Raw genomic sequence first — 21,717 nt, 5'->3', positions numbered from 1 at the left:
TTGCTAAATTAATGGTCTATAGCTACACAAGGTATAATATTAATTAGTTATTAAATTTTTAAAAATTTATGTCTATTGCAAAAGCAGATTTGCACGATGCATTAAAGAAGTATTTCGGATTCAATAATTTTAAAGGACTTCAAGAGGACGTTATAAAAAGTATTTTAGGCGGTAATCATACATTTGTAATAATGCCAACTGGTGGCGGGAAGTCGTTATGCTACCAATTACCTGCTTTAATGGAACAAGGTACTGCAATAGTTGTTTCTCCGCTTATTGCACTAATGAAGAACCAAGTAGATGCTATTAGGGGTGTTTCCAATGAAGACGGAATTGCTCATGTTTTAAACTCATCCCTCAATAAAACCGAGGTAAAACGTGTAAAAGAAGATATTATAAATGGTGTAACCAAGTTACTCTATGTGGCACCAGAATCATTAACCAAAGAAGAGAATGTAGATTTTTTACGATCGGTAAAAATCTCATTCATGGCCATAGATGAGGCTCATTGTATTAGTGAATGGGGACATGATTTTAGACCCGAATATAGAAACCTAAGACATATTATAGCAAGAATAGGAGATAATATTCCCATTATAGGACTAACAGCAACAGCAACGCCTAAAGTACAGGAAGATATTATTAAAAACTTAGGTATATCTGGCGCTAATACTTTTAAGGCATCATTTAACAGGGCAAATCTGTTTTATGAGGTACGGCCAAAGACTAAAAATGTTGATGTAGATATTATTAGGTTTATAAAACAAAACGAAGGGAAATCTGGTATTGTATACTGTTTAAGTAGAAAGCGTGTTGAGGAATTAGCCCAAGTTTTACAAGTAAATGGTATAAAAGCGGTGCCATATCATGCAGGGTTAGATGCTAAAACAAGATCAAGCCATCAAGATATGTTTCTTATGGAAGATGTAGATGTTGTGGTAGCTACTATCGCTTTTGGAATGGGTATAGATAAGCCAGATGTACGGTTTGTAATACATCATGATATACCTAAAAGTATAGAGAGTTATTATCAAGAAACAGGGCGTGCAGGAAGAGATGGAGGCGAAGGTCACTGTTTGGCGTACTATGCTTATAAAGATATAGAGAAATTAGAAAAATTCATGTCTGGAAAACCAGTGGCAGAACAAGAAATAGGACACGCCTTATTACAGGAAGTTGTGGCTTTTGCAGAAACATCAATTTCTAGGCGTAAGTTTATTTTACACTACTTTGGGGAAGAATTTGATAATGCCACTGGGGAAGGTGGCGATATGGATGATAATGTGCGTAACCCCAAAAAGCAGACCGAGGCAAAAGATAATGTTAAAGTGCTTCTAGATATAGTAAAAGGCACAAATTCTAAATACAAATCTAAAGATCTTGTTAATGTTATTGTAGGTAAGGAAAATGCATTAATAAACTCCCATAAAACCAATGAACAGCCATTTTTTGGAAATGGAAAACAAGAAAACTCTAAATACTGGATGGCTTTATTACGGCAACTGTTAGTGGCTGGATATTTAAAAAAGGACATCGAGAGTTACGGTGTAATTAAGTTAAGTAAAGCAGGGGAGGACTTTATAAAAAAGCCTACCTCTTTTATGATGACCGAAGATCATGTTTTTGATGAAAATCAAGACGATTCGGGTATTATAACAAATGCCAAGGGCGGCGGCGGAGTATCAGATGAGACGCTAATGGCAATGTTAAAGGATTTGCGTAGAAAAAATGCTAAAAAGTTGGGGGTGCCACCTTTTGTTATTTTTCAGGACCCTTCGTTAGAAGATATGGCCTTAAAATATCCAATAACCTTATCAGAATTAAGTAATGTACATGGTGTTGGAGATGGTAAAGCCAAAAAATATGGTAAAGATTTTGTTGCGCTTATTGCTAATTATGTTGAAGAAAATGATATTACAAGGCCAGAAGACTTGGTAGTAAAATCTACAGGCAGCAATTCTGCCAATAAACTATATATCATCCAAAATGTAGATAGAAAGTTACCACTTGATGATATAGCCTCGTCTAAAGGTATGGAAATGCCAGATTTTATAAGGGAAATGGAAGCTATTGTATATTCTGGTACCAAGCTTAATATAGACTATTGGATTGATGAAATTCTAGATGAAGATCAACAAGAGGAAATCCACGATTACTTCATGGAATCAGATACCGATAGTATAGAAGATGCTATGGAAGAATTTGATGGCGATTATGATGATGAGGAACTGCGTTTATATCGTATCAAATTTATTAGTGAGGTGGCGAATTAGTACACTTTTGTATCAAAATTAAGCTAAAAGCACTTGTTTTTTAACTCAGTTCTTTGTTAGGCACAGTTATTTAATTATTGGATTCCAAATTTCATTTATTTCCTTGATTTTTTTATTTTCCATATTTGAGGCTGAAAAAATCCATTCTATAAAATCCATGTGGCTAAATCCGTGGTATTTACAAATCAATTCAAGTCTTTTTTCTGTATAATCGGCCATTGATAAAGGATTAAACTTCCATTTTTCATTTTCTTTTACAAATCTCAACTTAACGCTAGGTGACAAGGTATCTCCATTAATTAAAAAATCACATACAGCTTTTTTATTTTCAATTTGAATGTTTGCAATTCCTAACTCTTTTATTGCGTTTATTTGTGTAGAGTCCATAGTACTTAATTCTGTATATATTTTAATCATTAAATCTTTTGGACTTATTTTTTTTAATACAGAATCTTTGATTATTGCTCTTGCCGATAATAAATTTATTTTTTCAGTTAAGTTTAATTCGGTTATTCCAATAGAATCTAATTTTAATATTTTAGTCAAAAATCTATTATAATAGTTGTGAGTTTCTGAATTGGTCAATTCATAAATCTTCTCTCCATTTAATTCAATATTGGCTTTATTAAAACTATTGAAAGTGTTAATTATTTCTTCATGTTCATTACTACATCCAAACAAAATAATCGAAAGAGCTAAGATTGAAATTTTTCTCATAGTTTGCTTTAATGTCTAGTCCTGAAATATATCTAAAGGTTTAAAAATACTTGCTTTTTAACTCAGTTCTTTGTCAAATAACATATTTTATATCTTTTTTACAATCCAATTCGATATTTTTTCAATCCGGAATAATATAATTAGAGTTAAAATCATTTTTAGAATATAATTCGCTATCGCAAAATTTGGCAATTCAATTTCTCCGTTTCCATTTAGCCTTGAAATTAGTTTTGCGCAATATTCAATCAAGTCAGGAAGTAAATAAATTAATTTTGCTAACCAAATAATTCCTACTGTCAATAAAATCACTTTGGTCAGTGAATTTACGTTCAGTTCAGTTTTGATATCACTTTCCTTTTTTACAAGTTTCTTAGAAATCCAGTCCGCTTTTATGAAAAGGAATAATGAAATAACAGTATTGGCAATTGTCAAAAATGTTCCAGTGAAATAGAATTTGTCAATCGGTTCACTTAATAATTCATCAAATCGAGCCATTGTTGCAGTTCCGTAAACCGAAAAGAAATAAGTTCCAAAATGGTCAAAAATTTTAGTGAATAAATAAATTCCAGCTATTCTTAAAATCAGCGAGGTTAAGGTTCGATTCGTCATTAATTTTCAGGTTAAAATTATTGATAATGGTCTATGAGTAGTTGCGGGGGTTAGCTTTAAACTTTGCAAGTACACACCAAGCTGAAAATCCTTGCAGATTTTCAGAAGTAGGCGAGAAGAAGCAATTACTTATGGCCATCCTAAGTTTGTATTCATTAATATTTATTTTAATTTTATATCTACAATTTTCATGTATCCATAATACAGAGTAGCGTTTTTTACACTTTTTTGCATAGGAAAATATAAGTTTATATTTCTTTTTCTTAAACCTTTAGGTTCAAAATATGATAAATGACATTCTTTATCTGGGTTTTTAAAACTTATTTTGTATTCATCATACGCTTCATAACATATTGGTGTCATTATATTATTAACTCCCTCAAATTCATAATCTAAAAATGTATCTTTAACATCTGGCTTGTATCTATCTTCTAAAGATTTATACTTAGGTTTATTTTTAATTAATTGAATAAAGTACCATTTGTCCGTAAAATTTGTATAAGTCACACTAAGTGGTCTTAATCTTATTTTAGCTTGGTGGTCTATAAGTGAGAATTTATTAACATCAAAGGGTCTTATCTTATTGTCAATCATCTCAATTCTGACTTTTATGTTGTATTGAACTATCTCCTTTGATTTTGTTCTAACGTTAGTTACAGCACCTATTAATTGGCTCGCCTTTTTAGTTTTTATATATTCAATAGTAAGGTTATCCTCTTGAATCTCAATTTGAGAATAAAATATTTGAGAGGATAGTAATGCTATTATGATTAATCTTGTTTTCATATTAGTTCATTGTTGTGTGTAGTTTTTAACTACTTTTCTCTTTTTATTATTTTAATTTTACAACCTAAGAGCATCGTGAATATCTTTTGCGTTTTCTAAAATTATCCTACACTGATTTGAATTGAATCCATCTTCTCGAGTGCCTCCTCCATGGGAACATTCATCAATATATTCATCTGCATCGGCAGACGAATAAGAATTATTTGCAGGATACCTCCTTGAACTTCTCATAATATTATTTGTTAAATTACTGCAAACATGAGCTAAACCAAATGCATGTCCCATTTCATGTTCTTCAGGTGCCATTAGATTATGATCGAGACGTTCATAATCTAATAAAATGTAAGGTCTGTCCGAGTTATTTCGAGCATGTCCATCATTATTTGACCAATAGGAAGAAGAACTCCAGCTATCATAAATATATATATTAATTGCCTTTGGATCTCGAATAAGTCTGTTCGTTTCAGCGTTAAATTTTTTCTGTATTCTATTTTTCTTAGATCTATCGTAATTAGTGGAACTTGTTATTTCATTTAGAAAATCACTTTCTATAGCTTCAATATCGCTAAACAAACTTGCTGATTTATATTTGAATGTAACAATTCTTCTTCTGCCATCTGGCTGACTTGGATCTTCGGCAGTAAAATACTTATTTAAAATTGTAATTTCTTTTTTTAACTGTACTATAATATCTTCATCGGATTCAGTATAAGCACTTGTAACAACACAGAAATGAACAGGAAAAATGTACTTAGTTCCAGTACAAGATTTAAATGAATCGCCACAATTAAGTTTGCAAAGTTCGTCATCACAATCCTTAATACAGTCAGAATATGAGGTTAAGCATTCTTTTGTTTGCTGAGAACATTTTGATGAATTGAGTACAATAAATGATAGAGACATAAGCAATATCATTTTACAGTTCTTGATTGTATTTGATTTTTTCATGAAATTAATTTTATCTATTTACTTTTCAAATACCGGTTTTCCGATTTCGTCCCAACTTGCTAATTCACGCTCAACTTTCATTCCGAGCCAAAAGGAAAGTATAATTAGTACAATCGAAAATGTTATTAAAGTTCCTTTTTTCAATTCAGATTTCGGTTTTTCATAAATGTTTTCAACGGTTGGGCTATGATCTAAACTATTCTAGCATAAAACCATAAAAAAAATTGGGTTTTGGCTTAGTTCATTGTTGTATCGCGTTTATTTTCCAGTTCTATATCCTATTACAAAGCTTGTCCATACTATTCCCAAACTTCCTATTTCTTTATTCTCTTTATTGGTCAAATATGGAATCAATTCATTAAAAGGCAACATTACGCCAACAATTTTACTATTCGACTTGTCAATTATTATCGGACTGTAGGGGACATTGCTTTCAGTCCAAGGTATTTCGAAAACTAATAATTCAAAACGCCCTTTTTCAAGTTTTTTGTGAATTTTGAGTTGATCGGCAGTTTTTTCCTTTTTTAGTTTTTTAATGAGTTCAGTCGTAATTGGTAAATATTCAACTGCTTTATTTTTCGGTTTCCATAATAATTCTCGTATTTCTGATTCATTTCCAATTTCGAGTTTGGATATCAGATTCTCGTAATCAACTTTATATTTCTTTTTAAAAATTCTCATTGGCAAAATGCGATACAACGGTCTCCTAAGAGTAGTTGCGTGGTTTAGTGCTTAACTATGCAAGTACGCACCAAACTAAAAATCCTCGAGGATTTTCAGAAGTAGGTGAGAACAAGCAATTACTTATATTGTTGGCAACTGGCTTTATTCTCCAAGTCTTGATTGCATAGGGTCAGTTATTGGTTTAGAATTTTTCCAAATCCAAAACCCTCCTTTTTTTAACTTATAAAGAGGAATCGCATAGGATAAAGTCAAAAATGTTGGTCTTTGATTTTCTGATAGAGTTCCAAGTTCATATCCAACACCTATTTGAAAATCTAATACACTAAAATTCAATGTTGGTGCAAACACATTGTTTGTGTCATCTCCAGTTCCTGCCGAAAATAAAAACCCTAAATGCACTCCAAAGGTATTTACAAATTCTTGATTAATTAGATTACCTTGTAAATCTCTTGTTTCACTTAACTCTCCAGCACTAATTCCAAATCCTGCTCCAATAGAATTAAACAATAATAAGTCTCCTGCTTTTTGTTCATCATTTTTGGTAAAATTAAATCTTGCTAATGGGATTGAAAAATTAGTATTCCAAATGGTTGCTTTGTATTTCACTGTTTTTCCTGCTACGGAAAAATTTCTGATATTGTTATTTGCGAGATTTCCATCACTAAAATTCTGAAGTATTGAATTTGGTTGTTCAATTTTCACAAGTATTCTTTGAGAAATTTCTTGTTTTGAATTTACAGACCACACTATGATATTATCTCCTACAGTTAAGGATGATGGAAAAGTAAATTTAAAGTTCCCTTTGTTGTCAACTGCAATTTGATGTTCAGCTGTAAAATCCGTATCTGTGCTTATTTCAATAGTAGTTCCAATTTCTCCTGTTCCTTGGATTAAATCTGGTGATGCAAAAAATACCTGTGGGTTAGTTTGTCCAAAAGCTATTAGGCTAAAAAATAAAAGTGAAGTTAGTAGTGTTGATTTCATAATTATATTTTTGGTTAGATGTGTAATTTCAATCAAATTTTTAAAATTTACTATACCTATTATTGGGTATTATTTTTTCGAATTGGTTTTAGCTTGTTGCCAACTTGTTTATATACGGAACTTTTAGCTTTTTTATACCTTTTAGTCCTCACTATAAAAGAATGAAAATTCTTATATCCAGCAAGGTAGCTAAACCCTTGTACATTATCAAAAAAGATTTTAGCATCTTTCATTTAAAAACTAGTATTCATTCATCTAAAAATTAAAAATCGTACTATATTTGCACCTCATTAAAAATCAAGACCATGCAAGACGGATTATACGCAAAATTCAATACATCAAAAGGCGAAATACTAGTTGCTTTAGAATACAAAAAAACACCAGGAACCGTAGGTAACTTTGTGGCTTTGGCAGAGGGTAACTTAGAAAATAAAGTAAAACCTCAAGGCACACCATATTACGATGGGTTAAAATTCCATAGGGTTATTCCAGATTTTATGATTCAGGGTGGGTGTCCTCAAGGTTCTGGTGCAGGAAATCCTGGGTATCAATTTGATGATGAGTTTCATCCAGATTTAAAACACGATGGTCCTGGCGTGTTATCTATGGCAAATGCAGGCCCTGGCACTAATGGGAGTCAGTTTTTTATAACCCATGTAGAAACACCATGGTTAGATAACAACCATACCGTATTTGGAAAAGTAGAACATGGGCAAGAGGTTGTTGATGCTATAGCGCAAGGTGATGAAATTGAACGTTTAGAAATAGTAAGGGTGGGCTTAGAGGCAGAAGCCTTTAATGCTGTTGAGGCATTTAGAACATTTGAAGGTTCTAGAGAAAAACGATTAGCGGAAGAAAAGGCAAAACAAGAGGCAGAGTTGGAAAAAGTAGCTGCCGGTTTTGAAAAAACCGAAAGTGGTTTACGATACCAAATCATACAAAAAGGAGATGGCGTAAAAGCTGAAAAAGGCAAAACAGTATCTGTACACTATAAGGGACAGTTAATGGATGGCACTGTGTTCGATTCATCATACAAGAGAAACCAACCTATAGACTTTCCGTTAGGTGTGGGACAAGTAATTCCTGGGTGGGACGAAGGTATAGGTTTATTAAACGTAGGCGATAAAGCGCGTTTGGTAATCCCAAGCCATTTAGCTTACGGTAGCCGTGGTGCAGGTGGTGTTATTCCTCCAGATGCCAATTTAATTTTTGATGTAGAATTGATGAATGTAAAATAAAACAAGTTTATATTAAAATATCTACAAAAAGCGTTCGTTTTGAACGCTTTTTTTTATGCATATAGTAACATAACGTTTTATTAATGGATGTATCGAGTTTTTTGACGTACTGAGTTTTCAATACGTAATTTTGCTCTGTGGAAAGCGTAAAACACACTTATCTGTATTCCGAGGTTATTAAAGAACTTAATTATCCTTTTGGGGATATCTTTATTTTTAATGGTTTTATTATTTCAGAAATAAAACAAGGTGTTACCATTACTTGGAAAGATCATGCAAAGCACATTGTAGACGATGTATCTTGTTATTTGGGAACTGATGGTAGTGATCTGGTTTATATATCTAACCGCATTAATTCTTATGCAGTTGCCCCAGCAGACTGGCTAAAGTTTTTTAAAAGTAATTACAGTCTAAAAGGGTATTATATTGTGTCCTATCGCTCAAGTAGTAAGATAAATTTAATTATGGAAAATTTATTTTTCAACAATAACATAAAGAACTTTAATTCTCTGTTTGAAGCTGTGAATTGGGCGAAAAAGGGCAATGTGGAGATTGCATAATCCCAATTAATACTTATTTTAGAACCACAATTATAAAATAGATACTTGTGGATACTACTACACTAGAACAATTAAAATATCCCATAGGGCAATTTAAATGTCCTGAACCAATTACTGAAACCAACATAAAAGCGTGGATAGATGTATTAGAAACCTTCCCCATTCGCTTAGAAGCCTTGGTAAAACACCTTAATAAGGAACAACTAGACACACCATACAGACCTGGAGGTTGGACGATTAGGCAAACTGTACATCACATTTCAGATAGTCATCATCATAGCTATACCAGATTTAAATGGGCATTAACAGAAGATAAACCTCTAATAAAAGCCTATGAAGAACAACAATGGGCGGAGTTGTTTGATAGCAAAACAGCCCCAATACAAATGTCTATAGAGCACATTAAGGCGATTCACTATAAATTAGTATACCTGCTTAAAGGGTTATCTAAAGACGCTATGAAAAAGCGTTTTTTACATCCAGAAACCAATAGTGAAGTACCCTTAGATTATAATATAGGAAATTATGCGTGGCATAGTAACCACCATTATGCGCATATAGAAAACATAATGCAACAAAAAGGCTGGCTTTAACATGGTAAGACCATTTACCATAGACGATACTCCAGCACTATTGGATATATACAACCATTATGTATCTAATACGGTGGTTACGTTTGATATAGAACCTTTATCTTTTACAACTTTCGAGGCAAAGGTTAACCGTATCAATGCCGAGTATCCTTTTTTTGTTTTTGAAGACAATCAGGGTATTTTAGGGTTCGTTTATGCTAGTAGGTTTAGGCCAAAACCTGCGTATAATTTTACGGTAGAGTCTACGGTATACGTTAAACAGGATGCGCATGGAAAAGGTATTGGATCTAGGCTTTATGAAGCATTGCTAACCGCATTGAAACAAACTGATACCCACACAGTAATAGGAGCTTTAACCATACCTAATGAAGCCAGTGTAAAGCTCCACGAAAAGTTTGGGTTTAAAGAAGTAGCCCTCTTAAAAGAAGTGGGTTTAAAATTTGGTAAATGGCATGATGTGGGAATGTATCAGCTTAAACTTTCCACTTAATATTACAACCAATACTTGGTTTTTGAGTTTCGTTATTGTCCTTATTAGAGATTAAACAATCTATAGCATGCTGTAAATCTTTTCCCGAAACAGGTATGCCATTCCCTGGTCTGGAGTCATCTAACTGTCCACGATACACTAACTTTAAGTCTTCATTAAAAAGATATAAATCAGGGGTGCAAGCAGCGTCGTAAGCTTTTGCTACGTTTTGGGTTTCATCGTATAAATAAGGAAAGGGATAACCTTCAGTTTCGGCATGAGCTTTCATTTTATCAGGACCATCCTGAGGGTAGTTTTCCACATCATTACTAGAAATTGCAATAAAATGAATTCCTTTAGGTGCGTATCTATTTGCTAGATCTACTAATTTGGGGTTTACATGAATCACAAAAGGGCAGTGGTTGCAAATAAACATGATAACAGTACCTTTTTCCCCTTTTAAATCATTTAGACCCAAAACGGAGTTAGATACCGTATCCAATAATGAAAAATCTGGAGCTTTAGTTCCTAAAGGAAGCATATTTGATGGAGTTCTTGCCATAATGTTTTAGTTTCCCCAAATGTCGGAATTATTTATATTTTTGAAAAATGAGCGATACAATATCTTTTGAAGATTTTACCAAAGTAGATTTACGTATAGGAACCATTATTGAAGTAAAAGACTTTCCTGAAGCCAGAAACCCAGCCTATCAATTAACTATTGATTTTGGGGATTTGGGGATTAAAAAATCATCAGCGCAAATAACGACTTTATATAGAAAAGAGGACTTGGTAAACAGGCAAATTGTTGCAGTTGTAAATTTCCCTAAAAAGCAAATTGCAAAATTTATGAGCGAGTGTTTGGTGTTAGGAGCTGTTGATGGTAAAGACGTTGTTTTGCTAAACCCTGAAGAGCAGGTTAAAAACGGTACTACGGTAAGCTAATTTAGAGTACAAAAAAACCTTTGTTATAAACAAAGGCTTTTAATATCTAGAAACTTTAATACTAGTTAAATATCATCAAAGTCTATATCTGTAAAACTATCAGTAGATTTTATGTCTTCAGTTGTAGTACTTTCAACTGGTGTTTGCTCGTAATCTTTTTTAAAGTCTTTTTGGTGACGCTCGCTAATCACTTCATTACCTTTTTCGCTAATGATAAAATCAGTCATTTCAGCTAAAATTTCTCTAAATTCAGAGAAGTCCTCTTTGTAGATGTAAATTTTATGCTTCTTGTAATGGTAAGACCCGTCATCGTTTGTGAATTTTTTACTCTCAGTAATCGTTAAGTAATAATCTTCTGCTTTAGTAGCTCTAACATCAAAAAAATAAGTGCGTCTTCCAGCTCGTAATACTTTAGAAAAAATTTCCTCTTTCTCCATCATACCGTTGTTATTCATTATACGTTGTTAAATGTTGGTAACATCAAAAATCTAAAAAAAACATAAACTTACCAACATTTTTTAAAGAATCTTTTTAAAATGCTGATTTTTATTAAATTAAAACTAATAATTTATTTTAAATCGAAAGTTGTTTAATTTTTCTTTTCAGAAGATTCACTTAACTGTTTTAAGTACAATTCCTTGTAGTATCCTTCTGTGTCTATAAGGGTTTCGTGAGTGCCTTCTTGGATAATGTTACCATCGTCTAGCACAATAATCTTATCGGCGTTTTTGGCAGAGGATACACGATGACTCACAATAATGGTAGTTTTTCCTTTAGAAATTTTAAAGAGGTTTTTTAATATTTTTTCCTCGGTTTCAGTATCAACTGCAGATAAACAATCATCAAATAATAAAATTTGTGGTGATTTTATGATGGCTCTTGCAATGGAGACTCTTTGCTTTTGACCGCCAGAAAGTGTAATGCCTCGTTCTCCTAAAACGGTATCATAGCCTTTACTAAATTTTATAATATTTTTATGTACATAGGCATTTTTAGCAGCAGCAACAACTTCTTCATCTGTAGCATCTTCCTTTCCAAATTTAATATTATGCTTTATAGAATCAGAAAACAGAAAAGCATCTTGTGGTACATAACCAATACTGTTTCTTAAACTCGATAAATGGTGTTGGCTTATCTCTATGTCATTTAGAAGAATTTGCCCCTTATCAATATCATAAAGCCTACCTACCAAATCTAAAATTGTAGATTTTCCAGAACCTGTCTTTCCTAAAACAGCCAGGGTTTCCCCAGCTTTTATATTAAAGGACACACCTTTTAATGCCTGTATATTGGTGTCATCATAAGTAAAAAATACATTTTTAAATATAATATCTCCCGTAATCTTGGTCGGTAGCTCTACTTTATTTTTAATTTCTGGTTCAATTTTTAAAAATTCATTAATACGTTTTTGTGATGCTTCGGCCTGTTGTACTATAGAGGTTACCCAACCTACTGTTGCCACTGGCCATGTTAACATGTTTACATAAATAATAAACTCTGCAATGGTACCTAAACTTTCTATTTGTCCATTAATATACTGCATGCCACCTACGTAAATTACTAACAGGTTACTGGTGCCAATTAATAAGATCATCATAGGGAAAAACAAAGCCTGTACTTTTACAAGATGTAATTGTTTTTCTTTACTTGTGGATGAAAGCGCATCAAAATCGGTTGAGGTTTTTGGCTCGATACCATAGGCTTTAATTACAGATATACCGCTAAAAGACTCTTGTGTAAATGTTGATAATTTTGATAGATACTCTTGTACAACGGTACTGCGTTTATGTATTTCCTTGCTTAGTTTGTATATAATAACAGAAAGAATAGGAAGCGGTGTTATTGTATACAACGTAAGCGTTGGTGCTTGGTTGTACATGTAAATTAGTGCAATTACAAATAAAGTAATAGTATTAATACTGTACATAATAGCTGGACCGGCATACATGCGTACCCTTCCCACATCTTCGCTAATGCGGTTCATTAAATCTCCCGTTCTGTTCTTTTTGTAAAAATTAAGAGATAGTTTTTGGTACTGCTCATAAATTTCATTTTTTAAATCGTATTCTATATAACGCGATACATTAATTATGGTTTGCCGCATTAAAAATGTAAATAATCCAGCAATAATAGCGGCACCAATAATATAAAGAATAGCTTCTAGTAACTCGCCTTTTATTGCAGTATCGCTCAACCCTGCTTTATTTTCAATAATTTCAATGATACGCCTTATGTAACGTGGTGTGAATAATAAAAAAATTCTAGCAACAATGGTTATTACAACCCCAATGAGGAGATGGGTTTTGTATTTTAAAAAGTACTTATTAAGATGCTTGAGTTCTTTCACTTAAATTAAAAAATAAGTAGCAAATATACGCCATTATATATATAATTGATGTAGTATAAGGTTTGATAACTGTTAAATAATAGCTAAAACGAATTAACTGAAACAAAACAAAAAATCAGCACTTATTTTATTAAAATAGTTTTATTTTTGCCCAAGTAAAAGGTAAAAAACAATATATACGTTTTAACTTAAGTTCTTTGTAATGATGCTAAACAGAAGACATATTCGTGTTAAGGTAATGCAAACCATTTATGCTTTTAACGGTAGTGAAAGCGATGGTTTAAAACAGAATGAAAAATTCTTATTGTTTAGTATAGAGAACATGTACAATCTGTATTTGCTCATGATAGCGTTGTTGCTTGAAGTTCAAAAAAGAGCGACTCAAGACCTAGAAAAAAAGCAAAAAAAGCACTTAGCGACTTCTGAAGATAAAAACCCAAACAGAAAGTTTGTAAATAATCAAGTATTCCATCTCATAGCGCAGAATGAAGCATTTTTAAAGCAGATAGAAGATAATAAATACTTTAATTGGGAATTAGATAGTGAGTATGTAGATATCATTTTTAAAGCGATTCTTAAAAGTGATTTGTATAAAGATTACATGCAAACCAGAACATCAGATTTTAAGGAAGATAAGACTTTCTTTATTGATATATTTAAAGAAATAATTGCACCAAACGAAAAGCTTTACGATTATATTGAAGATAAGCATTTAACATGGTTGGATGATCTACCTACTGTAAATACTACCATTTTAAAACTATTACGAAAGTTGAAAAACGGCAGTTCTGAAGCACACTTTGCCCCTAAACTATACAAGGATGTGGATGATAAACAATTTGCAATAGATTTGTTTAAAAAAACCATACTGAATACCAAAGCTATAAATGAAGAAATTGCCCAGAAAACTAAAAATTGGGACGCAGATAGAATTGCCAGTTTAGATTATGTGCTATTACAAATGGGTATATGTGAATTGCAGCATTTTCCATCAATACCTGTAAAGGTTACTATTAATGAGTATTTAGAAATTGCCAAAGAATACTCTACACCAAAGAGTAGCATATTTATAAATGGTATTCTAGATAAACTTGTAAAAGAATATAAGAAAACAGACAAACTAAATAAGGTAGGACGCGGTTTAATATAGCATAAACCTTGTTAAGAAGCCATAAAAGTTTTTAAACATTTAAATTATTGCTATTTTTATGCACCAAATCATAAAAGGAAACATTATGAAAAAAGTAATATTAGGATTAAGTACATTATGCTTGGTAGCTTTTACGTCTTGTAAAGAGGATGCTACTAAAAAGATAAGTGAAGCAAATGTTGCGAAAGCTGCTGAAAGGGATGCTGTAGCATCAAAATTTCCAGTATTGACATTTGATAAAAAAGAACACGATTTTGGAGAAATTGAAGCTAAAACACAGGTAGAAACTGTTTTTACTTACAAGAATACAGGCGAAGCACCGCTTGTAATTACAGACATAAAAAGTACCTGCGGATGTACAGTGCCTAAAGATTGGAGCAGAGAACCTCTAGCCCCAGGAGGACAAGGGCAGTTTACCGTGAAGTTTAACGGTAGTGGTACTAACAAGGTTTCAAAAACCATAAATATTACAGCAAATACAGAAACTGGTAGAGAAAGTGTTAAAATTACGGCATTTGTAAAACCAGACCCAAATAAAGCAAAACCAGCAGCTAAAAGCTAAATTATAAAAATCAATGGGAGAAGGAGGATTCGGCAGTTTAATGCCATTCATATTAATGTTTGTGGTTATTTATTTCTTTATGATTGCACCACAAATGAAACGTGCCAAAAAAGAAAAGAAATTCGCAGCAGAATTAAAAAAGGGAGACCGAGTAATTACCAAAAGTGGTTTACACGGTAAAATAGCCGAACTGAACGATAAGGACAACTCTTGTGTTATAGAAACATTAGCAGGTAAGTTAAAATTCGACCGTTCCGCAATTTCTATGGAGATGAGTACTAAATTAAATGCTCCAGTTACTCCAAAAAAATAAAAATTAAATAAAAACTAACATTAAAGAAGCTTTCCATATTTTGGGAAGCTTTTTTAGTTTTTAGCAGTTTTTGTATTTATCGTGTAAGCCAACCCCATTTAAAATCATGGGTATAATTTTTTCTAGTCGCGTTTGTTTTGTGGTATTTCGTTTAGCGGTATAAATGTAGTTGCAATATTCCCGCTGTTTAGCATTGGAGAGGTTTTTAAATGCCGATGCTAAATCAAGGTTACTTTGTAAAGCATCATTAAGGTGTTTAGGTATGATAACCTCTTTTTTGCTTCTGTCTGGTTTTATTTCTTTTCCTAGTTTTTGGTTTTCAATGGCTTCTTTTACATAAGCTAAAACAACATTTTTGTCGATATCATCAATACAGGTAAAGCGCATTTGTCGCATCGCTTTGGTTTTTCCATCTTGGGCGTTTTGTAAAATATTTAAATCATCTTTTAGAAATACACCATTAAAAAACCAAATTCCAAAATGGTTTTTAAAAGCACCTAAGCTTAGTACGTTTTTGTTTTTAAGCGTATACACAGGAAAACTCCATTTTATGGTTTCTTCCAATACTGTGGAAAGTATAATGGAACGCAGGAGTTCTAAAGCTTTACTGTATTGTGCATTTTCTTCTATGTATTCTTCTACAGAGTGGACTTTTTTCAATGAAGAGATTCGTTAGTGTATTTATATTTAGAATTATTTGAGTTTATTTAGTACTTAATTTAGTAAATAATCATTCAAATATAAAAACTTAAGGAGTTTACTTGATTAGTATAATCTCTAGCATCGAATATAGTAATTAGCGGTTGTCTTAAATCCGTATTTGTTTAGTCTTTCCATTTTTTGTTACAATTGCTATTCCCTTTTCAAATTTCATGGTATCGTATTCACAAGGAATTATTGTTTTACCATTTAAATTCATTAACCCGTGTTTGTTATATTTTGAGACAAAAACATAACTATCTTCTATGTTAAAGCTGGTGTACTCACAGGGAATGATAGTTTCTCCATCTAGATTCATCAAACCACGTTTATTGCCTTTTAGGGTTAAAACATAATTACCACTAATTTCAAACATATCGTACTCACAGGGAATGATGGTTTCTCCATCTAGATTCATCAGACCACGTTTATTGCCTTTTAGGGTTAAAACATAATTACCACTAACTTCAAACGTGTTATATTCACAAGGAATGATGGTTTCTCCATCTAGATTCATCAAACCACGTTTATTGCCTTTCAATGTTAAAACGTAATTATTTTCAACTTCAAATTTATCATATTCACAAGGAATAATTATTGTTCCGTCTAGGTTCATCAAACCATATTTCTTGTTTTTTTTAACAAAAACAAAATCCCCTTCAATTTTAAATTCATCAAAGTCCTTAGAGAAATCATTTTCTTTATTTTGACTTTCTATTGTTACTTCAGATTTTTTGTTAGACGATTTAGATTGTGCTTCAGTATTAAATATGTTTATACCTATAAGAGTTAAAATAAGTAAAGAGGCAGATAAAATTGAGATTTTTTTCATTGTGTTTGTTTTTAAGTTAAAGGTGTCTTTTAAATACCATAGAGCTGTACGGTTTTTAAAACTTGAATTTTGAATTGAGTTTTCGAAAAAATCAATTTCTAAGAATTCAGAAATAATTTTGATAGTAGAACTTCTTGGTTTAACAGTACCAGATTCAATTCTTTGAATCGTGCGTATTGTTATATTACATTTATCTGCAACTTCAGCTTGAGTTAATCCTTTAGCTTTTCTTATTCTAATTAATTCTTTTCCGAAATCAAGTCTATCCATTCAAATTGAAATTTTAAGTAAAATTATCTTCAATCATAAAGTTTACCAAAACTTAATAATGTTTTATCTACGACATTTACACGACATTTCGTGTTTGGAGTTACTAATCAAGACTTTTGATATATATAGGTAATGCTTATTCTAAATTACTAATAACAGTTTCATGGATAAGTGTTGTTTAAACGACTTAAATCCTATGTTAGTTAGAGGGGCTAATTTTTTAAAAAATCAAGTTATCCTTAGTTTTAATTGCTGTTAACTCCGCAATCTTACAAATCACTTCGGTGGCCTTAATCATACTTTCTACGGGGATATACTCATAACGCCCATGAAAGTTATGACCTCCAGCAAAAATATTTGGGCACGGCAACCCCATATAACTTAATTGCGAACCATCGGTGCCACCACGTATCGCTTTAATTAAAGGGGCTATATCTAATTGTTTCATAGCCTCTTCGGCAATATCAACAATATGCATTACAGGTTCAATTTTTTCACGCATATTATAATACTGGTCATGTATTTCTGTAGTAATAACTTCCTTTCCATATTGTGTGTTCAACTCATTGGTTAGTTTTAGCATCACATCTTTGCGTGCTTCAAAATGAGCTTTATCATGATCACGAATAATGTATTGTAGCGTAGTTTCCTCTACATTACCTATCATATCATGTAAATGAAAAAAACCTTGGTAACCTTCAGTGTGTTCTGGTGTTTCAATTCTCGGTAAGGAGTTGATAAATTCTGTTGCGATATACATGGAATTTATCATTTTACCTTTTGCATAACCTGGATGTACGATCTTACCTTTTATTTTTACGATGGCACTAGCAGCATTAAAGTTTTCATATTCTAGCTCCCCAATTTGACTTCCATCCATAGTATAAGCCCAATCTGCACCAAATTTCTCCACATCAAACTTATGGGCGCCCCTACCAATTTCCTCATCTGGTGTAAACCCAACACGTATAGTACCGTGTTTAATTTCTGGATGATTAATAAGGTATTCCATTGCTGACACAATTTCACATATACCAGCTTTATCATCTGCACCCAACAGTGTAGTGCCATCAGTAGTGATTAAGGTCTGCCCAATATATAGTTTTAGGTCATCAAAATAATCAGGTGATAATATGATGTTTTGTTCTTTGTTTAAAACTATATCGCCTCCATGGTAATTTTCTACAATTTGCGGGTTTACGTTAGCACCAGTAAAATCTGGAGAGGTATCAAAATGAGATATAAAACCTATGGTAGGTACTTTATAATCTACATTACTAGGTAAAGTTGCCATAATATAGGCATTGTGGTCTACAGACACATCTTGCATGCCAATAGTTTTAAGTTCTTCAGCTAGCTTATTAGCCAAATTCCATTGTTTTTTAGTGCTTGGGGTTGTGTTCGAATTAGGATCAGACTCCGTGTCAATCCTAGCATAACCTATAAAACGTTTTGTGATATCTTCTTTTGAAATCATACAGAAGTATGGTTTAGATGTATGGTTTGTTAAGTCTCTTTTGAAGCTAAGTATTTTTATACAATTTACAATATTTATTGAAATTTAAAGTGTCCTATACTCGCATAATGTCAATTTTTTATTTACAAGATTTCAACCTATTTTTGCACAAATATTACAGATGTACAAAACACTTCTAAGACCAATATTTTTCGCATTCGATCCCGAAAAAATTCATCATTTTACATTCAGTCTTGTAAAAATTACTTCAAAAATACCTGGGGTTTCTGCTTTATTTAGGAGTTTATATACGGTTGAAGATAAACGTTTGGAACGAAATCTTTTTGGATTAAAGTTTAAAAACCCAGTAGGACTGGCTGCTGGATTTGATAAGAATGCTGTGTTGTATAACGAACTGGCAAATTTTGGATTTGGTTTTATAGAAATAGGAACGGTAACTCCAAAAGGGCAACCCGGGAACCCTAAAAAGCGGTTATTTCGCTTAAAGGATGACAAAGGTGTTATAAACAGAATGGGGTTTAATAATGAAGGATTAGAAGCTGCCATTACCCAATTAAAAAAGAATAAGGGCAAACTAATTATTGGAGGAAATATTGGAAAAAATACAGCTACTAAGCCTGAAGATTATACCAAGGATTATTTACAGTGTTTTAAGGCACTACACCCGTATGTAGATTATTTTGTATTGAATGTAAGCTGCCCAAATGTAGGGAGCCATGCAAAACTAAATGACAAGGACTATTTAGAAGAACTCATAGAAGCTGTTAAAAAGGAGAACACTACATTTGAGGTGCAAAAACCAATTTTGTTGAAGATTGCTCCAGATTTAAATGATGGTCAGTTAGATGAAATCGTAGAACTTGTAAAAGACACTAATCTAGATGGTGTTATAGCTAGTAATACCTCTACAGATAGAAACGGTTTAAAAGCTAAAAAAGAGAGGCTTGATGCTATTGGTAATGGCGGGCTTAGTGGGCAACCTATTAAAGAAAAGAGCACTAAGGTTATTAAATACCTTTCGGAAAAAAGTAATAAAACATTTCCTATTATTGGAGTAGGGGGTATCCATTCTGCGGAAGATGCATTGGATAAGTTAAACGCTGGCGCAGATTTAGTACAAATCTACACAGGTTTTATCTATGAAGGTCCTAGTTTAATAAAGCGCATCAACAAAGCTATCCTAGAGGGAAATAGTAAGTAGTTACTATTTGATAAACTGTTTTACCTCCACGTTTTTACCATTTATCACAGTAATTAAATAGGATCCTTTGGGTAATTTAGATACATTAATTTGTTGATGGTCTAGTAAGCTTCCTTTTAAAAATACCTGTCCAACAAGATTAGATATGGTGTAATATTGTTTTGGATTTGGTTTTTCTGATGTAGATACTATGTTTATAATGTTATTGGTAACAGGATTAGGAAACAGTTTTAGGGTAGAGGTATTTTTACTTTTTTGCACCACTGAGTTTCCTTTAATACGAATACCATCAATGGCAATATCTCCAGCCCATCCCTTGCCACGAACGGCTCTAAAGTGAATATTTATAGTCTCTCCATAAAAACGAGATAAGTTAACCGTTTCTAACACAAAATCATCATCTTGATTAATTTGCTGAGCACCTTTAATGGCAGGAATAACATCATACACATAGCCTTCATTTGTTTCTATGTCTATATGAAGTTCTCCTATATGATCTCCAAACATGTGATAGTAAAAGTCTAGAGATGTATTTTGTTCATTGATACTGATACAAGGGGAAACAAATTCAGCAACATCGCCTTCCTTAGATCCTGAAGCTTCTGTGTAAATATAGTTTCCAGAACGTTCCCCACTGGTTTTATCCATCATAGGTCCTGTATTTGTAGATACCGTTTCTGCTGAATTTATTAACCAATTAAAGCCATGACCCGAAACATCAATTGCAGACCAACCATCAGAACTGGCAAAACCGAACGTATCAAAATCTACATCCATAGTAGTATCTTCATGAGTACCAACTTTTATAATTTGAGAAAATGTCTTGCTTATCGTTTTTACAAAAGATTTGGTGTTTTCATCCCCGTTTTTAAATGCCGAACTAGCAGTGGTAATGGTTAGCGTTACATCATAAATACCCGCAGTAAAGGTATGGGTAGGATGTTGTTCTACATAGTCAATTTCATTATCTCCATCTACATCCCATTGCCACGAAGTAGCACCAACACTTAAGTCTGTAAAATTAACAGTTAACTCATCTTCACAAGCTTGAAAATTATCAGCAGTAAAATTTACATTTGTTGACGGACAGGATAAATATTGTCTGGCAGATTTATAAAAAGCGTACATTCTAGCGAGCTGCTGTTGCGAAAAATGAGATTTACAGCTAGATCTAGAATAAGACATTATATTTTCAGTATCAGGTTGGAATAAATCTCCATTAGTATCTTTTATACTACCAGTATATTCACAATCAGTATTAACATTATAAATACTTAACCCGGGATCAGCAGGTGTATCGCATATCATATCTCCATCGGTATCACAGTTAGAACCATCTACCAATTCAGTAGTTAGTTTATGGTTGTCAGGGCCATGGGTGTGCATTAAAGAAAAGAAGTGTCCAATTTCATGTGCTAACGATGTACCGTTGGTAGCACATGTATTATTCATCACGATAACATCAGAGCCTCCAAAAGTATTAGAGTATCCACACAACCCAACACCAGTTGTTACCTCAACATAATCTGTGAAATAAATATTGATGACGCCGGGAGTATAGTAACTTTCGGTTACATCAGTTTCTTGTGTTCTGTTAAACTTATAATAGTAATCATCATTATCAATATATTCTACACCATCACAAAGAAAAAATTCCATAAACGCATCAGCGTACAATGTGTTTAGATCATTAATAGCCTTATGCAAATCATCTATGTTTAAACCGCCATGACCTGAAGAAGGCCTGATAATAAATGCTTTTACAGGTATAGAATTTAATGGAGCAGGTAATGTGTTTTTATGCGTTCCAGATTTTTTAGTTTTTTCTGTAATAGCCATAAACTCATTTTCATGAAATTTTATATCATCATGAAAAGCTTGGGTGTATGATAGGGATTTCTCTGTTATTTCAGTACCACAAAAATGAGAAGTGTTTTGAGCAAAATTGTCCGTTACAAACAATAATAATATAGCAAGTATAGGAATACTCAAATTGGGGTAAAACTTCATGGGGCACATCGTTTGGATCAAAAGTACCCTATGGCTTTAATTTTATGTAA

23 protein-coding genes are annotated in these 21,717 nt (G+C 32.5%); 10 read left to right on the top strand and 13 right to left on the bottom strand.

The window, feature by feature from the left end:
• The first annotated feature begins 68 nt into the window (after positions 1-68).
• Positions 69-2,273 (top strand): ATP-dependent DNA helicase RecQ, encoded by a 2,205-nt coding sequence (locus tag JS605_RS08760; RefSeq protein ID WP_203257316.1) that lies wholly within the window; start codon positions 69-71, stop codon positions 2,271-2,273.
• Between the two features lie 66 nt (positions 2,274-2,339).
• Here the strand turns inward: JS605_RS08760 and JS605_RS08755 are convergent, their stop codons facing one another.
• The 6 genes from JS605_RS08755 to JS605_RS08730 all read right to left on the bottom strand — a co-directional run bounded on the left by JS605_RS08755 (position 2,340) and on the right by JS605_RS08730 (position 7,001).
• Positions 2,340-2,990, bottom strand: a complete 651-nt coding sequence (locus JS605_RS08755) for a hypothetical protein (protein ID WP_203257315.1) — start codon at positions 2,988-2,990, stop codon at positions 2,340-2,342.
• A gap of 87 nt (positions 2,991-3,077) precedes the next feature.
• Positions 3,078-3,599: a hypothetical protein gene (locus tag JS605_RS08750; RefSeq protein ID WP_239000305.1), complete on the bottom strand. Its 522-nt coding sequence runs from the start codon at positions 3,597-3,599 to the stop codon at positions 3,078-3,080.
• Positions 3,600-3,761: 162 nt separating this feature from the next.
• The gene (locus JS605_RS08745; protein WP_203257314.1) at positions 3,762-4,385 is read right to left on the bottom strand and encodes a hypothetical protein; all 624 of its coding nucleotides are present in this window, start codon (positions 4,383-4,385) and stop codon (positions 3,762-3,764) included.
• Positions 4,386-4,442: 57 nt separating this feature from the next.
• Positions 4,443-5,333 carry a hypothetical protein gene (locus JS605_RS08740; protein WP_203257313.1) on the bottom strand — a complete coding sequence of 297 codons (891 nt, stop codon included), beginning with the start codon at positions 5,331-5,333 and terminating at the stop codon, positions 4,443-4,445.
• 258 nt (positions 5,334-5,591) lie between these two features.
• Positions 5,592-6,014, bottom strand: a complete 423-nt coding sequence (locus JS605_RS08735; protein ID WP_203257312.1) for a hypothetical protein — start codon at positions 6,012-6,014, stop codon at positions 5,592-5,594.
• A 144-nt stretch (positions 6,015-6,158) separates the two neighbouring features.
• Complete coding sequence (locus JS605_RS08730) at positions 6,159-7,001, bottom strand: hypothetical protein (RefSeq protein ID WP_203257311.1); 843 nt, start codon at positions 6,999-7,001, stop codon at positions 6,159-6,161.
• Positions 7,002-7,306: 305 nt separating this feature from the next.
• Here JS605_RS08730 and JS605_RS08725 point away from each other — a divergent pair, with 305 nt between their 5' ends.
• The 4 genes from JS605_RS08725 to JS605_RS08710 all read left to right on the top strand — a co-directional run bounded on the left by JS605_RS08725 (position 7,307) and on the right by JS605_RS08710 (position 9,882).
• The gene (locus JS605_RS08725; RefSeq protein ID WP_203257310.1) at positions 7,307-8,239 is read left to right on the top strand and encodes a peptidylprolyl isomerase; all 933 of its coding nucleotides are present in this window, start codon (positions 7,307-7,309) and stop codon (positions 8,237-8,239) included.
• Positions 8,240-8,376: 137 nt separating this feature from the next.
• Entirely contained in the window at positions 8,377-8,799 is a 423-nt protein-coding gene (locus JS605_RS08720) for a hypothetical protein (protein ID WP_203257309.1), read from the top strand.
• A gap of 47 nt (positions 8,800-8,846) precedes the next feature.
• The gene (locus JS605_RS08715) at positions 8,847-9,392 is read left to right on the top strand and encodes a YfiT family bacillithiol transferase (protein ID WP_203257308.1); all 546 of its coding nucleotides are present in this window, start codon (positions 8,847-8,849) and stop codon (positions 9,390-9,392) included.
• Position 9,393: 1 nt separating this feature from the next.
• Positions 9,394-9,882, top strand: a complete 489-nt coding sequence (locus JS605_RS08710; protein ID WP_203257307.1) for a GNAT family N-acetyltransferase — start codon at positions 9,394-9,396, stop codon at positions 9,880-9,882.
• Here the strand turns inward: JS605_RS08710 and JS605_RS08705 are convergent.
• Entirely contained in the window at positions 9,866-10,423 is a 558-nt protein-coding gene (locus tag JS605_RS08705) for a thioredoxin family protein (protein ID WP_203257306.1), read from the bottom strand. The genes JS605_RS08710 and JS605_RS08705 overlap by 17 nt on opposite strands.
• A 47-nt stretch (positions 10,424-10,470) precedes the next feature.
• Here JS605_RS08705 and JS605_RS08700 point away from each other — a divergent pair, with 47 nt between their 5' ends.
• A complete protein-coding gene (locus JS605_RS08700; protein WP_203257305.1) occupies positions 10,471-10,806 on the top strand; it encodes a tRNA-binding protein in 336 nt (111 codons plus the stop codon).
• Between the two features lie 65 nt (positions 10,807-10,871).
• Here the strand turns inward: JS605_RS08700 and JS605_RS08695 are convergent, their stop codons facing one another.
• Both JS605_RS08695 and JS605_RS08690 read right to left on the bottom strand, forming a co-directional pair.
• Complete coding sequence (locus JS605_RS08695; RefSeq protein ID WP_203257304.1) at positions 10,872-11,261, bottom strand: PUR family DNA/RNA-binding protein; 390 nt, start codon at positions 11,259-11,261, stop codon at positions 10,872-10,874.
• A gap of 134 nt (positions 11,262-11,395) precedes the next feature.
• Positions 11,396-13,153: an ABC transporter ATP-binding protein gene (locus JS605_RS08690; protein ID WP_203257303.1), complete on the bottom strand. Its 1,758-nt coding sequence runs from the start codon at positions 13,151-13,153 to the stop codon at positions 11,396-11,398.
• A gap of 202 nt (positions 13,154-13,355) precedes the next feature.
• Here JS605_RS08690 and nusB point away from each other — a divergent pair, with 202 nt between their 5' ends.
• The 3 genes from nusB (at position 13,356) to yajC (ending at position 15,178) form a co-directional block, all read left to right on the top strand.
• Positions 13,356-14,303 carry a transcription antitermination factor NusB gene (nusB, locus tag JS605_RS08685; protein WP_239000304.1) on the top strand — a complete coding sequence of 316 codons (948 nt, stop codon included), beginning with the start codon at positions 13,356-13,358 and terminating at the stop codon, positions 14,301-14,303.
• 85 nt (positions 14,304-14,388) lie between these two features.
• On the top strand, positions 14,389-14,865 hold the full coding sequence (locus tag JS605_RS08680) for a DUF1573 domain-containing protein (protein WP_203257302.1): 477 nt from the start codon (positions 14,389-14,391) through the stop codon (positions 14,863-14,865).
• Between the two features lie 13 nt (positions 14,866-14,878).
• Complete coding sequence (gene yajC / locus JS605_RS08675) at positions 14,879-15,178, top strand: preprotein translocase subunit YajC (protein ID WP_203257301.1); 300 nt, start codon at positions 14,879-14,881, stop codon at positions 15,176-15,178.
• 60 nt (positions 15,179-15,238) lie between these two features.
• On the opposite strand, the gene JS605_RS08670 is transcribed toward yajC, so the two are convergent.
• The 3 genes from JS605_RS08670 to pepT form a co-directional block, all read right to left on the bottom strand.
• The gene (locus JS605_RS08670; RefSeq protein ID WP_203257300.1) at positions 15,239-15,838 is read right to left on the bottom strand and encodes a YdeI/OmpD-associated family protein; all 600 of its coding nucleotides are present in this window, start codon (positions 15,836-15,838) and stop codon (positions 15,239-15,241) included.
• Positions 15,839-15,986: 148 nt separating this feature from the next.
• Positions 15,987-16,979 (bottom strand): WG repeat-containing protein, encoded by a 993-nt coding sequence (locus JS605_RS08665; RefSeq protein WP_203257299.1) that lies wholly within the window; start codon positions 16,977-16,979, stop codon positions 15,987-15,989.
• Positions 16,980-17,199: 220 nt separating this feature from the next.
• Positions 17,200-18,456, bottom strand: coding sequence for a peptidase T (gene pepT / locus JS605_RS08660; RefSeq protein WP_203257298.1), 1,257 nt, complete (start codon positions 18,454-18,456; stop codon positions 17,200-17,202).
• 160 nt (positions 18,457-18,616) lie between these two features.
• Between pepT and JS605_RS08655 the strand changes: the two genes are divergently transcribed.
• Positions 18,617-19,657 (top strand): quinone-dependent dihydroorotate dehydrogenase, encoded by a 1,041-nt coding sequence (locus JS605_RS08655; RefSeq protein WP_203257297.1) that lies wholly within the window; start codon positions 18,617-18,619, stop codon positions 19,655-19,657.
• A gap of 3 nt (positions 19,658-19,660) precedes the next feature.
• Here the strand turns inward: JS605_RS08655 and JS605_RS08650 are convergent, their stop codons facing one another.
• Positions 19,661-21,667 (bottom strand): T9SS type A sorting domain-containing protein, encoded by a 2,007-nt coding sequence (locus tag JS605_RS08650; RefSeq protein ID WP_203257296.1) that lies wholly within the window; start codon positions 21,665-21,667, stop codon positions 19,661-19,663.
• Positions 21,668-21,717: the final 50 nt, after the last annotated feature.

Source organism: Hyunsoonleella ulvae (assembly GCF_016827605.1).
Taxonomy (GTDB): Bacteria; Bacteroidota; Bacteroidia; order Flavobacteriales; family Flavobacteriaceae; genus Jejuia; species Jejuia ulvae.
The sequence above is the reverse complement of the archived record's forward strand: the minus strand, read 5'-3'. Positions and strand labels throughout refer to the sequence as shown.